14 protein-coding genes are annotated in these 13,304 nt (G+C 68.6%); 8 read left to right on the forward strand and 6 right to left on the reverse strand.

What is annotated here, in order from left to right; translation table 11 throughout:
- The first annotated feature begins 123 nt into the window (after positions 1-123).
- The 3 genes from ACQCSY_RS02965 to ACQCSY_RS02975 all read left to right on the forward strand — a co-directional run bounded on the left by ACQCSY_RS02965 (position 124) and on the right by ACQCSY_RS02975 (position 2,613).
- The gene (locus tag ACQCSY_RS02965) at positions 124-876 is read left to right on the forward strand and encodes an alpha/beta hydrolase (protein WP_427135637.1); all 753 of its coding nucleotides are present in this window, start codon (positions 124-126) and stop codon (positions 874-876) included.
- 12 nt (positions 877-888) lie between these two features.
- Positions 889-1,686 (forward strand): DUF1295 domain-containing protein, encoded by a 798-nt coding sequence (locus ACQCSY_RS02970; RefSeq protein WP_427133052.1) that lies wholly within the window; start codon positions 889-891, stop codon positions 1,684-1,686.
- Between the two features lie 81 nt (positions 1,687-1,767).
- Positions 1,768-2,613: a lysophospholipid acyltransferase family protein gene (locus ACQCSY_RS02975; RefSeq protein ID WP_427133054.1), complete on the forward strand. Its 846-nt coding sequence runs from the start codon at positions 1,768-1,770 to the stop codon at positions 2,611-2,613.
- Positions 2,614-2,679: 66 nt separating this feature from the next.
- Here the strand turns inward: ACQCSY_RS02975 and ACQCSY_RS02980 are convergent, their stop codons facing one another.
- From ACQCSY_RS02980 to ACQCSY_RS02990, 3 genes are all read right to left on the reverse strand, one after another.
- Positions 2,680-3,693 (reverse strand): GNAT family N-acetyltransferase, encoded by a 1,014-nt coding sequence (locus ACQCSY_RS02980; protein ID WP_427133056.1) that lies wholly within the window; start codon positions 3,691-3,693, stop codon positions 2,680-2,682.
- Positions 3,694-3,695: 2 nt separating this feature from the next.
- Positions 3,696-5,081 (reverse strand): glycine--tRNA ligase, encoded by a 1,386-nt coding sequence (locus ACQCSY_RS02985; RefSeq protein ID WP_427133058.1) that lies wholly within the window; start codon positions 5,079-5,081, stop codon positions 3,696-3,698.
- A 121-nt stretch (positions 5,082-5,202) separates the two neighbouring features.
- Positions 5,203-6,171 carry a DMT family transporter gene (locus tag ACQCSY_RS02990; RefSeq protein WP_427133060.1) on the reverse strand — a complete coding sequence of 323 codons (969 nt, stop codon included), beginning with the start codon at positions 6,169-6,171 and terminating at the stop codon, positions 5,203-5,205.
- Between the two features lie 33 nt (positions 6,172-6,204).
- Here ACQCSY_RS02990 and ACQCSY_RS02995 point away from each other — a divergent pair, with 33 nt between their 5' ends.
- Positions 6,205-6,441 (forward strand): RNA-binding S4 domain-containing protein, encoded by a 237-nt coding sequence (locus ACQCSY_RS02995; RefSeq protein ID WP_427133062.1) that lies wholly within the window; start codon positions 6,205-6,207, stop codon positions 6,439-6,441.
- On the opposite strand, the gene ACQCSY_RS03000 is transcribed toward ACQCSY_RS02995, so the two are convergent.
- Positions 6,438-7,094: an alpha/beta hydrolase gene (locus ACQCSY_RS03000; protein ID WP_427133064.1), complete on the reverse strand. Its 657-nt coding sequence runs from the start codon at positions 7,092-7,094 to the stop codon at positions 6,438-6,440. The genes ACQCSY_RS02995 and ACQCSY_RS03000 overlap by 4 nt on opposite strands.
- Positions 7,095-7,164: 70 nt before the next feature.
- Between ACQCSY_RS03000 and ACQCSY_RS03005 the strand changes: the two genes are divergently transcribed.
- From ACQCSY_RS03005 to ACQCSY_RS03015, 3 genes are all read left to right on the forward strand, one after another.
- Positions 7,165-8,040, forward strand: a complete 876-nt coding sequence (locus tag ACQCSY_RS03005) for an SGNH/GDSL hydrolase family protein (protein ID WP_427133066.1) — start codon at positions 7,165-7,167, stop codon at positions 8,038-8,040.
- A gap of 219 nt (positions 8,041-8,259) precedes the next feature.
- Complete coding sequence (locus ACQCSY_RS03010; protein WP_427133068.1) at positions 8,260-9,060, forward strand: DNA glycosylase AlkZ-like family protein; 801 nt, start codon at positions 8,260-8,262, stop codon at positions 9,058-9,060.
- A 59-nt stretch (positions 9,061-9,119) separates the two neighbouring features.
- Entirely contained in the window at positions 9,120-9,659 is a 540-nt protein-coding gene (locus ACQCSY_RS03015; protein WP_427133070.1) for a hypothetical protein, read from the forward strand.
- Between the two features lie 11 nt (positions 9,660-9,670).
- Here the strand turns inward: ACQCSY_RS03015 and ACQCSY_RS03020 are convergent, their stop codons facing one another.
- Positions 9,671-11,155, reverse strand: coding sequence for a CoA-acylating methylmalonate-semialdehyde dehydrogenase (locus ACQCSY_RS03020; protein ID WP_427133072.1), 1,485 nt, complete (start codon positions 11,153-11,155; stop codon positions 9,671-9,673).
- Between the two features lie 83 nt (positions 11,156-11,238).
- Positions 11,239-12,141, reverse strand: coding sequence for a 3-hydroxyisobutyrate dehydrogenase (gene mmsB / locus ACQCSY_RS03025; protein ID WP_427133074.1), 903 nt, complete (start codon positions 12,139-12,141; stop codon positions 11,239-11,241).
- 215 nt (positions 12,142-12,356) lie between these two features.
- On the opposite strand from mmsB, the gene ACQCSY_RS03030 reads away from it, so the two are divergent.
- Positions 12,357-13,256, forward strand: a complete 900-nt coding sequence (locus ACQCSY_RS03030; RefSeq protein ID WP_427135639.1) for a LysR family transcriptional regulator — start codon at positions 12,357-12,359, stop codon at positions 13,254-13,256.
- The last annotated feature ends 48 nt before the right edge of the window (positions 13,257-13,304 follow it).

Raw genomic sequence — 13,304 nt, forward strand, 5'->3', positions numbered from 1 at the left:
GTCTCCGGGAACGGGGGATGCCCGGCACCGGCAAGGATTTCAATGTCTTACGTTGACGGGCGGGAACCGCAACCTATGGTTGGTAATTGACAGACAACGGATCGGGAGGACACCAGCGTGGCCATACGCAAACTAGACGACCGCGAACCGGAACTGGCAAGCTCCGGCCCGGCCGCCAAGGCCGTCCTGACGATTGCCGAAGCGGACGGGGAGACCCGGGGCGTCGCCCTGGTCCTGCACGGCGGGCGGGCGGACAGCTACGATCTGGTCCGCGGCCGGCATCTGAGCCCGGCCCGGATGCTGCCCTTCGCCCAGGCCCTGCGGAACCAGGGCGGCCCCCACGGCCTGGCCGTCTGGACCCTCCGGAACAAGTACCGGGGGTGGAACGGGGAGGACATGTCCCCCGTCCACGACGCCCGCTGGGCACTCGCCCATATCAGCCGTGAACATCCGGGCGTGCCGGTGTACCTCCTGGGCCACTCGATGGGCGGCCTCACCGCGCTGTGCGTCGCTGATGATCCCCCGGTGGACGCCGTCGTCGCCCTCGCTCCGTGGCTCAGCGCGAAAACTCCGGTGGAATGCGTCGCCGGCCGCCGCCTCCTGATCGTCCATGGCACCGAAGACCGCATGACCAGCCCCGGCAACTCGCTGGACTACGCCCGGCGGGCGGACGGCATCGCCGAATCCGTGGATTACGTCGCGCTCAAGGGCGCGGGTCACTTCATGATCCGCCGGGTGGCCCTGTGGAACTCGCTGGCGAACGGATTCATCCTTGATGCGTTCGGGAAGAGCATTGGAGTTGAAGTCCCGGGCGGCACGGACGCCCTCCGCAACATCCTGCCGGCCGCCGGCGCGTTCCTGCCTCTGGTGCTGTGATTGGACGCCCTGATGCCGCAGTTCCCGCTTGATGCCTTCCTCTCCAGCCTGCCGTGGGTTGCCGCGGGGCTCGTCGTCCTGCTGGCGCTGACCTTCGCGGTCGCCGTCCGCCGGAGCCGGCACTCGGTCATCGACACCGTCTGGGGCCTCGGCTTTGTGGTGGTGGCCGCCATCTCCTGGCTGCTCTCCGCCGGCCACGGCGACGGCGGCCGCCGCCTGCTGCTTCTGGCGCTCGTCGCGGTGTGGGGCATCCGCCTGGCCGCCCACATCGGGGTCCGGGCCCGGGGTGGACACGAAGATCCGCGCTACGCGGACATGCTGTCCTCGGCCCCCGGATCCCGCAACGTCTATGCGCTGCGCCGCGTGTACCTCCCCCAGAGCGTGGTGCTGTTCTTCGTCTCGCTCACCGTCCAGGTCGGCATGTTCGGCACCGGAAGCCTCGGCTGGCTGGCCGTGCTTGGCGTCCTCGTCTGGGCCCTGGGCTTCGTGTTCGAAACCGTCGGTGACTGGCAGCTGACACAGTTCAAGGCCGATCCCGCCAAGCGCGGCAGCGTACTGAACACCGGACTCTGGCGCTACACCCGCCACCCGAATTACTTCGGTGACGCCGCCGTGTGGGCCGGGCTGTTCCTCGTGGCGGCCGATTCCTGGCCCGGCGTACTGACCGTCCTCTCCCCCGCCCTGATGATCTGGACGCTCGCGGGCAAAACCGGAAAACCCCTGACCGAAAAGGCCATGTCCGCCCGCCCGGGCTACAAGGACTACGTGGAGTCCACCTCGGGCTTCATTCCCTGGCCGCCCCGCCGCTGACCGCGGCACCCGCGCCCCGCAGGTACCCGGCACCCGCGCACCGCAGCCCCATCCCAGCAGGCACTTCCAGCAGGAGGCACCATGACCTGGCGGCCAAAGCCCAACGACCGCTTCTTCCGTTTCATCGTCCGAACGGGGCTGGCGCTGCGCCGGCTGTTCCGGATCCGCGTCATCATCACGGGCCAGGAGCACCTCCCCCAGCCGGGACCGCTCAACAGCTCGTCCCGGCGCGTGACGCCCGGCACGGGCGCCGTCGTCGCAATCACGCACTTCGGCTACCTCGACTTCGCCTTCGCCGAAATGCTGCTGTGGTGGCACAACCGCGCCCAGCTGCGCTACCTGATCACGCAGGGGGCGGCCGACCACTGGTTTGCCGGGCCCGCCATCAGCGCGGCCGGGCATGTGGTGGTGCCGTACGGCTCCGGAAGCGGGGCGTACGACGACGCCGTCGCCAGACTCCGTGAGGGCGAGTACATCGCCATCCTGCCGGAAGCAGGCGTCAGCCGCAGCTTCCGGGTCCGCGAATGCAAGACCGGTGCCGTACGGATGGCGGCCGAGGCCGGGGTGCCCATCATTCCCGTGTCCGTCTGGGGCGCCCACCGGCTGATGACCCGCCACCACGGCTTCTCCCCGCGCCGCGCCTGGCGCGCCCCGGTCCGGATCCACGTGGGCGGGCCCATGCTGCCGGACGCCCTGCCTGATCCGGCACACGACGCCCAGGCGGCCACCGAAAAGCTGCGCGAAGTCCTGCAGGCCGGGATCGATACCGCCATTGCGGACTTCCCCCTCACCCCCGCGCCCGGAGACTGGTGGATGCCGGCGGACCATGGCGGCGGAGCCCCCACCGAAGCGGAACGTCAGCGGCTGGACGAGGCCGAGGGCCCGCGGCGCGCTGGCGGCAGGAAAAGAGCGATTAAACCAAACTGACCCGCAGTAGTTGTCGTTACGAGCACGGAGAACGACAACAACTGCCGGCCAGTTGGGTGATGGGGGCTACCTCGGGTCGGAAACGACCAGGGTTTCGGAGCCCTGGACGCGGGCCTTGCCGCTGTCCAGCAGCGGCTCGACGACGGCGCGCAGCGCTGTCATGGAGTCGTCCAGTTCCAGCAGTACAGGGTGCTGGTACGCGATGAGGGCCAGCAGGTCCCGGACGGCGGCCCGGGCCTCGTCCGCGCCGAGCTTCGGCTCGTGGCCCAGGAACACGTCGGTGGGCTGGGCCGAGGCGCCCTCCCCTGCGGTGTCCTGTGCGGCGCCTCCCCCGCCGGGGGCGGCCTGCGCATAGCTGATCGCGAACGCCTCCAGCCGGCCCTTCCTGCTGGCCAGGACGCCGTGCCCGAAGGCGCTGGCCTTGGGTGCCCGCAGCACGATCGCGCCGTGGGCTCCGCTGAGGTCATCCAGGAACAAGCGCTGCACGGTGGCGATGCTCAGCTCCCCGGGGCTGTCCCAGCCGTGCACGGCCGTGTAGTAGCGGCCCACGACGTCGCTGAGCTCGACCGAGCCGGTGGCCAGATCCTCAACCTGGTCGGAGGCTGCGGACTCGGAGCCGTCACCGAAGACCGGCAGTTTGAGCGCCGCCGGCTCCACGACCACGAGACGGGAACACTGGATGGGGGTCAGGCCCGCCGCCTCGGCGAACGCCGCCCCCGCGGTGCCCGGTTCCACCTTGCAACGGAGCCTGGCGACTCCCGACGGCGACTTCTCGGCCTCGTGCCGCAGCATGGTCAGGAGGGTAGAACCGACGCCGGTGCGGCGGTGGTCCCGGGCCACCTCGATGTAGACCCAGAGCCGTTCCGGGTGCAGGGAGGCCTCGTGGACCACGCCCGCCGCGACCGGGATGGCCACGCCGTCGACGACGTCCTCGGCCACGATGCACCGGCGCCACGGGGCATTGCCCGAGGGCGCCAGCGTGCCGCGGAACTGTCCGGCCTGCACCGTCTCCGGGCCGCCCCAGATTTCCAGCAGCGCGAGGTCGTCGCCCTCGCGCCATTCACGGTATTCGATCGCCATAATCAGGCGCCGATCAGCCGCGCGGCCAGGTAGCCCTCCACCTTATCCAGGGAGACGCGGTCCTGGCTCATGGTGTCGCGTTCGCGGATGGTGACGGCCTGGTCCTCGAGGGTGTCGAAGTCCACGGTGATGCAGAACGGGGTGCCGATCTCGTCCTGGCGGCGGTAGCGGCGGCCGATGGCGCCGGCGTCGTCGAACTCGATGTTCCAGCTCTTGCGCAGCTGGGCGGCGAGGTCCTTGGCCTTCGGGGACAGGTCCTCATTGCGGCTCAGCGGCAGCACGGCGGCCTTGACCGGGGCCAAGCGCGGGTCGAGCCTGAGGACGGTGCGGATATCCACGCCGCCCTTGGCATTGGGGGCCTCGTCCTCGGTGTAGGCATCGATCATGAAGGCCATGAAAGAGCGGGTCAGGCCGGCCGCGGGTTCGATCACGTACGGGGTGTAGCGCTCGTTCGTGGCCTGGTTGAAGTAGCTAAGGTCCTGCCCGGAGGCCTTGGCGTGGGTGGAGAGGTCGAAGTCGGTGCGGTTGGCGATGCCTTCGAGCTCGCCCCACTCCGAGCCCTGGAAGCCGAAGCGGTATTCGATGTCCGTGGTGCCCTTGGAGTAGTGGCTGAGCTTGTCCAGCGGGTGCTCGAAGAAGCGCAGGTTGTCTTCACGGATGCCCAGGCCGGTGTACCAGGACATGCGCTCCTTCATCCAGTACTGGTGCCACTGCTCGTCCGTGCCGGGCTCGACAAAGAATTCCATCTCCATCTGCTCGAACTCGCGGGTGCGGAAGATGAAGTTACCCGGCGTGATCTCGTTCCGGAACGACTTGCCGATCTGGCCGATGCCGAAGGGCGGCTTCTTGCGGGAGGTGGTGAGGACGTTGCTGAAGTTGACGAAGATGCCCTGAGCGGTTTCGGGGCGCAGGTAGTGCAGGCCTTCTTCGCTGGCTACGGGGCCGAGGTAGGTCCTGAGCAGGCCCGAGAACTCGTGGGGCTCGGTCCACTGGCCGCGGGTGCCGCAGTTGGCGCAGGCGATGTCCTTGAGTCCGTTCTCGGCGGGACGGCCCTTCTTTTCCTCGTATTCCTCCTCGAGGTGGTCCGCCCGGTAGCGCTTGTGGCAGGACAGGCACTCCACCAGGGGGTCGGAGAAGACGTCGACGTGGCCGGATGCTTCCCAGACCTGGCGGGGCAGGATGACGGAGGAGTCCAGGCCGACGACGTCTTCGCGGCCGCGGACCACGGACTGCCACCACTGGCGCTTGATGTTTTCCTTGAGCTCGGCACCCAGGGGGCCGTAGTCCCAGGCGGAACGCGAGCCACCATAGATTTCACCGGCCTGGAAAACGAACCCCCGGCGCTTGGCGAGGGAGATGATCTGGTCGAGGACGGATTTTGCTGCCATGGTGACTCCAATTTCTACAGGGCCGCTGGGTGCGGTCCGTGGTTTCAGCCCCGGGTCCCCGGCTGGTTGCCGGACGGGGCAGTGCGAACGGTGCGATGCAAACTCCTAGCCTACCGGCCTGTTACCGCTTCAGGGCGCCCTTGGGCCAGGGCAGGGTGGCGAGGACAATCGCGGCGAGGGTCAGGACGGTGCCGAGGACCGTGGGCAGCGCCACGACGGTGCCGGGTACGGGGAAGACGAGGTCCAGTCCCAGGGAGCCCAGCAGCTGTCCGGCGATCATGCCCAGGCCCGTGACCAGCACCCCGAGGCTGCGGACCAGGAGGGCGCCGACGCCGATGAAGACGCAGCCCATCGGGCCGCCGAGGTAGTACCACCACTGGTCCGGGAGTGCGTTGCCGGCACCCGCGACGGCGAGCTTGACCAGCCAGGGGGTCCACAGTACGGCCGCACCCGCGATGAAATTCACCAGTGTGGCGGCGACGGGAGTGCCGTAGTGGACGGTGGCGGTGCCGTTCATGGCCTGCTGGAAACTCATCAGGAAGCCGGCCAGCACCGGAAGCAGCAGGGGCACCAGCAGTGGCAGGAACCCGGACCCTCCGCCGCCGAATCGCGGCGACACCGCCCAGGCGACGGCGGCGACGGTGAGCACGCTCCCGAGCACCCGGATGCCGGTGATGGGCCTTCTGCCGGCGGGCCCGATTCCTATCCGGTCCACCAGGAGTCCGCTGAGGGTCTGGCCGGTGACGGCCGCGACGGTGAACAGGGCGACGCCGAGCAGGCCCACCGCGAAGGACTGCGCAAAGACGAACAACGCCCCGATGCCGCCCGCCAGGACATAGTACGGCGGGAAAGCGCGGTCCCGGACGGCGGGCAGGATCCGCGCCAGCCCGGCCCGGCCCTTCGGCAGCGCCAGGGAGATGACGATCATCAGGATGAGTCCGGTGCTGAAGCTGACGACGGCGGCGGCGATTCCGTCCGCCAGGGCCGCGCCGAGCGCGCCGTTGATCCTGCCCTGGACGGGGATGAACAGGCCTGCCGCCACCGCCAGCGGCAGGCCGGCAAGGAGCGGAATCCGGGGTGTGTGGGTCATTCATGTCACCTTACGTCAGGCATCATTGCTTGTATGAGCAACCCGGAAATTGAAGAGATCCCCATCCGCGACGACATGATCCGGCTGGGGCAGCTGCTGAAACTCGCCAATCTTGTCGAGGACGGCGTGGAGGCCGCGGAGCTGATCAAGAGCGGGCTGGTGAAGGTCAACGGCGAGATCGATGACCGCCGCGGCCGGCAGCTCCACGACGGCGACACCGTGACCGTCAACGGCCGGACCGTGCGGATCAGTACGCCCGCCGGTTCCTAGTTCTTGCTGTTGAGCACCTCGTGCGCGAGGAACTCCGAGACATGGCCGATTTCCTGCTGGTTGATGCCATGCCACATCCCGGTGTAGAGCACCTTGGTGAGCTTCACGTGCTTGCGCACCCAGCCGATCGTGTAGTCGATCTTGTCGGGGGTGATCACCGGGTCCTGCTGGTCCCGGCCCCAGAACAGCGGCAAAGTGCCGTCCAGTTCGCCGTCGCGGAAGCTGGGATCGCCACCGGCATCGATGACAAACCCTGACAGCCCGACGACGGCGGCGAAGTCCGCCGGACGCTGCCTCAGCAGCGTGGTAGCCATGGCCATGCCCATGGAGAAGCCGAGCAGTGTGACCGACGGGTGGTTGGCCCTGACGGAGTCGATCCAGTCCAGCACATACGCGGCGGCGTCCTTAACGGCGTCGAGCGAGTAGTCGACCGTGCCTGTCAGCGGGAACCAAGTGAAGCCCGGGCCGGAGACGAGGGGGGCACGCACCGAGGCCACCGCGAACTCGCCGGGGAGCATGTCCGCCAGGCTGAGAAGGTCCTGTTCGTTGGCGCCGTAGCCGTGCAGCAGGACCAGGAGCGGCTTGCTGGCCACGGCTTCCTCGGGCGTGGACCACAGGACGACGGGGGCAGGGAAGGCATCAGCGTGAGTCATGGATCCATTCTTACAGTTACCCGGCGGTAACAACTTACGGTGGCGTAGCTTTGCAGGAAGAGTGCAGGATATGAAGGTGAGCGAAACCGAAGCCATGGAGAATTCACCAGACAGCGCCGTAACCCACCCCTGGACCCGCTATGTGGCCCTGGGCGATTCCTTCACGGAAGGAATCGGCGATCCCGAACCGGCCAGCCCGGGCGGGCACCGGGGCTGGGCGGACCGGGTTGCCGAGGAACTGAGCCGCGGCCACAATGACTTCGCCTACGCCAACCTGGCCGTCCGCGGCCGCCTGCTGCAGCAGGTCGTCGACCAGCAGCTGGCACACTGCCTGTCCCTCAAGCCGGACCTGATCACCCTTTCGGCCGGCGGAAACGATCTCATCCGCCCCGGCGGCGACCCCGATGCGCTGGCGGAAAAGCTGGACTCGGTGGTACAGATCCTGAGCCTGGGCGGCGCCACGGTGGTCCTTTTCAACGGCCCCGACACCGGCTCCTCCGTGCTCGGCCGGATCCGCAGCAAGGTGGCCATCTACAACGAGAACCTCCGCACCATCGCGGCCCGCCATGACGCCGTGATTGCGGACATGTGGTCCCTGCGGCAGCTCAATGATCCGCAGATGTGGAATGTGGACCGCCTGCACTTCTCGCCGCTGGGCCACCACACGATCGCCGCCATGGTGCTGGACTCGCTGAACGTCCAGCACACCCTGGAACCGCTCTCCCCCAAGCCCCTGCCGCAGCGCAGCTGGCGGGAGGCCCGTTCCGGCGATCTCGTGTGGGCGAAGGAGTACTTTGTGCCCTGGGTGGTCCGCCGGCTGCGGCACCGCTCCACCGGGGACGGGATCACGGCCAAGCGCCCCCTGCCGGGTCCGGTGTTCGGCCCCGGAGTCCCGCTGGGTTCCGGCGAGGGACCTCCCGGCGCCGAGGAACCCGTGCGGTCCTAGCGGCCCTGGCAGCTCCTGAGGAAATGCTGGACGCCGACGACGTCGTGAGGCTGCGGCTCCGCCGGCAGCAGCTGCGCGAGCCCTTCGCCGCGGGCCCGGAACAGGCGCTGAAGAACCTCCTGGCGGTCCAGCCCCAGGAGTTCCCGTACGGGCGGTGGACGCTGGCCCAGCGCACCGTGGCACCTCGGCCGCCGAGGTTGAACAAGCCGTATCCGACGGATGTACCGCCGGACCGGGATCGACGCAGCCGGGGCCGCGAAAAGCAACCGTGTGCTGGCCCGGGCCGTGGCCGGGGGCGCCCACAGGACCCGGGAGCAACTTGCGGCCGAACTGCTCAAGGCCGGATTCGCCGCCGGCGGCCTTGAGCTTGCCTACCGGATCATGTTCGCCGAAGCCAGCGGCGTGCTGGTCAGCGGTTCCCCCGTGCGCAGCGCCGGCGGGGCGCTGAAGCAGACGTACGCCCTCTTTGACGAGCGCGTACCCCCTGCACCGGCAGGCCTGCTGGACCGTCCGGCGGCGCTGGCCGAGCTGGCCCGCCGCTATTTCACCAGCCGCGGCCCGGCGACCGAAAAGGACTGCGCCGACTGGTCGGGGCTGACGGTGGCGGATGTCCGGTCGGGGCTGCGGCTCGCTCTGGAATCGGACCCCGGATCGCTCGGCTCAGCGAGGATCGACGGCGTCGCCTACTACTTCAGTCGGACGCCGGACACCGCGGGCGGCGGCAGCGGTTCAGGGCGCATTGACCTGATCCAGTGCTACGACGAATACGTCATGGGGTACTCCAGATCGCGGCACTTTCTGGGCGGCGCCGCACCTTTCGCGCCCATGGCCGGCGAACCCGTGCACTTGGTCCTGCGTGATGGCCGGTTGGCCGGGGTATGGCGGCACAGCTTCGTCCGCGGCCGCTGCGAACTCGATATCCGCATAGGTCCCCCGGCTGATCCCGAGGTAGAGAGTGCCATTGACCGTGCCGCGGCGGCGTGCGGCAGCTACCTCGGGATGCCTGCGGTCCGGCTCTGACCGCGGATCCTCTGGGTGGGGTTAAGCTGAAAGGACACTTTCTGAAAGGCGCGGTACCCGTGAACAGTCTGTTCTTTTGGATCATCGTTTTGTCATTCCTGGTCCCGACGGCGTTGCGCCTGTACAAGAAATCCGTCCGCGGCCGCAACCAGGGCATGCCCGGCGGCTTTCCGAACCAGCCGGACGGCCGGTTCCCCGGGCAGTTCCCCGGCGAACTTCCCGGCCGGTTCCCCGGGAAGCCGAACAACCAGCCGCGGGACGGCTACACCCAGCAGGACTACTTCGGCGGCGGCTTCCGGCAGCCCGGCGGCCCGGGCCAGCCGGGCTACCAGAACCCCGTCCCCTACGAGGACAGCCCGGAGTACCTGAACAACCCGTCCCAGTCCGGACAGCAACCGTCCGGACAGCAGCCGACCGGACAGCAACCGGAGTGGCAGCAGCCGGCCGGCGAGCCCTCGGGCCCTTCGGTCCCCACGCCTCCGTCGGCCCCGCAGGGCTTCCGCGCGCGCAAGCTCGCGGAACTGGACCAGCGGTACAGCAACGGCGAGCTCGCCATGGAGGACTACATGGCCCAGCGTGCGGAGATCATGAAGGGCTAGACCCGAAATCCTCAGTCGACCTGCGGGAACCCGAGGTCGATCACCGAGGTCGAGGGGTCCGGCCAGCGCGTCGTGACAACCTTGCCGCGGGTGTAGAAGCGGATGCTCTCCGGGCCGTACATGTGGGTGTCGCCGAAGAGCGAGTTCTTCCAGCCGCCGAAGGAGAAGGTTCCCACCGGCACTGGGATGGGCACGTTGACGCCCACCATGCCGGCCTCGACGTCGAACTCGAACTGGCGCGCCGCGCCGCCGTCGCGGGTGAAGATCGCCACGCCGTTGCCGAATTCGTTGTCGTTGACGAGCTGGACGGCGTCGCTGTAGCTCTCCACACGCACCACCGAGAGCACCGGGCCGAAGATCTCGTCGTCGTAGACCTTCATGCCCGGCTTCACGTGGTCGATCAGGCTGACGCCGAGGAAGAAGCCCTTGGAATCGAACTCCTGCTCCCGGCCGTCCACCACCACGGTGGCGCCTTCGTCGGCGGCGCCGGCCACGTAGGAGGCAACCTTGTCGCGGTGCTCGGCGGTGATGAGCGGGCCCATCTGGGAAGCGGGGTCCGTGCCGGGGCCGATCTTCAGGGTGGCCATCCGCGTGGTGATCGCCTCCACGAGTTGATCCGCGATGTTGCCGACGGCGACGAGGACGCTGACCGCCATGCACCGCTCCCCTGCCGAACCGTAGGCGGCGGAGACGGCGGCGTCGGCGGCCATGTCCAGGTCCGCATCCGGCAGGACCACCATGTGGTTCTTGGCGCCGCCGAGGGCCTGGACGCGCTTGCCGCGGTCGGCGGCACGCTTGTAGATCGACTGGGCGATCGGCGTCGACCCGACAAAACTGACGGCCTTCACGGCGGGGTGTTCCAGCAGCACATCCACGGCCTCCTTGTCGCCATGCACTACGTTGAGCACACCGGCGGGCAGGCCGGCTTCGGCGAAGACCTGCGCGATGAACACGGCGGAGGACGGGTCCTTTTCGCTGGGCTTGAGCAGCACGGTGTTGCCGCAGGCCAGCGCACTGCCGATCATCCAGAGCGGCACCATCGCGGGGAAGTTGAACGGCGTGATGCACGCGACAACGCCCACCGGCTGCCGCACAGAGTGGACGTCGACGCCGCCGGAGACCTGTTCGGAGCGCTCTCCCTTGAGCATGTGGGACAGCCCGGTGGCGAATTCGATGTTCTCCAGGCCGCGGGTGATCTCGCCCTCCGCGTCGGAGAGGACCTTGCCGTGCTCGCTGGTCAGGAGGGCTGCCAGTTCGGGCCTGCGCTGCATCAGCAGTTCGCGGACGCGGAAGAAGATGCCGGTGCGCTTGGCCAGGCTCGTGGCCCGCCAGCCGGGCAGGGCGGCGCGGGCTGCCTCGATGGCCTCCTCGACGCGGTCGGCGGAGGCCAGGGCGACCTCTTTTTCCTGCTCGCCGGTGGCCGGGTTGAAGACCGGGCCGTAGCGCTCGGCGTCGGAAATCAGGGCGCCGTTGATGAAGTGCGGAATGCGTTCCATGGGGTGGGTCTCTTTCGTGTAGTGCGGAAGGGTGGGGGGGGGCGGTGTGCGGCGCCGCTGATCGGCGCCGCTGTTCTGCGGCCTTAGTGGGCGGCGTCCAGGGACCCGTCGACGAGCCTGATGATCATGGAGCAGTCCTTGGCGGACTGGCCGGAGTCGATGAGCCGCTGGAAGAGCTGCTGGACGTGCTCCCCGATTTCCAGCGGGGTGCCGGTGTCGCGGGCGGCACTGATGGCGAGCCCGATGTCCTTGTTGGCCAGCTCGGTGGTGAAGGTCGGCGCGAAGTCGTTGTTCGAGGCGGCGGTGGGGACGACGCCGGGCACCGGGTACCAGGTGCGCAGCGCCCAGCTGTCGCCGGAGGAGACAGAGGCGATGTCCCAGAACACCTGCTTGTCCAGGCCCAGGCGTTCGGCAAGCACGGCGCCCTCGGCGGTGGAGGCCAGGTTGATGAACAGCATGAGGTTGTTGCAGATCTTGGCGGCCTGGCCGGTGGTGGCTCCGCCTGTGGGGATGATGTTGGCCGCCATCGGCCGGATGTATTCGGTGGCGTCGGCCACGGCGCCGGCCTCGCCGCCGACCATGAACGTCAGGGTTGCGGCCTTCGCCCCGCTCATGCCGCCCGAGACGGGGGCGTCGACGAAACGGAAGCCGGCGTCAGCGGCGGCGTCGTGCAGGGCCTGCGCGGACGCGATGTCGATCGTGGAGGAATCCACCAGCAGCGTCCGGGTGTCGGCGTGGGCCAGGACGCCGTCCTCGCCAAGGTACACGGCACGGGCGTGTTCGCCCTTGGGGAGCATGGTGAAGACGACGTCCGCGCCGTCGACGGCTTCGGCGATGCTCCCGGCGGGCTTCACTCCCCCGGCTTCGACGGCGGCCACGGCCTCGGCGTCGAGGTCGAAGCCGCGGACCTCGTGCCCGGCGTTTGCCAGGTTCGTTGACATGGATCCGCCCATGTTCCCCAGTCCGATCCAAGCGATTACTGCCATGGCATAAGCTCCTTTGCTTTGTGTCCGGTGCCCCATCCGGCGCATCCTGCGCTATTCCTGAGGCGCACCTTCCGGCCTGTCCCCGGCCCAGTCTGCCGGACGTTCCGTGTCAACGATCGCACCCTGTTAGAGTGCAATCAAGGAAAAAAACTACAGGTGGCATGTGTAAAAATGCACATACTGCGATACTCGTTGGGAGAGGGGCCATGGTGGACCTGCGGCGGCTTCCGAGCCCCGATGACCTGCTGATCCTGCTGACCGTTGCCCGGCTGGGCCGGTTCAACGCCGTGGCGGAGACGCTCGGCACCACCCACACCACCATCTCCCGCCGGATCCTGGCCCTGGACAAACAGCTCGGCGGACGGACCTTGGAACGCAGCCCGCAGGGCTGGGAACTGACCGAGCTCGGCGGTCAGGCGGTCGCCGCGGCCGAGGCCATCGAAGGGACCCTTGGCGCGCTGTCCAGCAGCATCGCCCGGACCGGGGATGTAATCTCCGGGCTGGTCCGGATCAGCACGCCGGACGGCTTCGGGGCCGAGTTCCTCGCTCCTGCGCTCGTGCGGCTGCAGCAAGAGAATCCGCGGCTTAGCGTCGAGCTGCTCAGCGCCACCCGTAAAGTGAGCCAGAACCGCTCCGGCGTGGACCTCGAGGTGGTGGTGGGCAACCTGGATGTCAGCAATGCCCAGGCCATCTTCCTCAGCAACTACTTCCTGCGGCTCTACGCCAGCCCCCGGTACGCGCAGGAACACGGGCTTCCGGCAACGCTCGACGACGTCCGGCAGCACGGCTTTGTGTCCTACGTGGAATCGGCGCTGCAGGTCGCCGAGCTGGGGCACCGCTCCACCCAGCTGCCCGTGCCGCGGTCAAGCTTCCAGGCCACCAGCGTCTTCGCCCAGCTGGAGGCCGTACGCCGGGGCGCCGGGATCGGCCTGCTGCCCAACTTCCTGGTTGCCGGAAAACCCGGCTTCCTGCCCGTCCTGCCGGATGACTTCCAGCGGCAGCTCCCCATCTGGGCGGTGGCGCGGCCCGAATCGCTGCGCTCGGCGCCGGTCCGGGCCGCGCTCGAGGCGATCCGGACCGAAGTCCACGAGCGCCAGGCCACCCTCGCCGGCTGAACGCGACTACCGCTTGCCGGCTGCTTCTTGCCGGTTACTTCTTGCCTG

Source organism: Pseudarthrobacter sp. S9 (genome assembly GCF_050156545.1).
Lineage (GTDB): Bacteria > Actinomycetota > Actinomycetes > Actinomycetales > Micrococcaceae > Arthrobacter.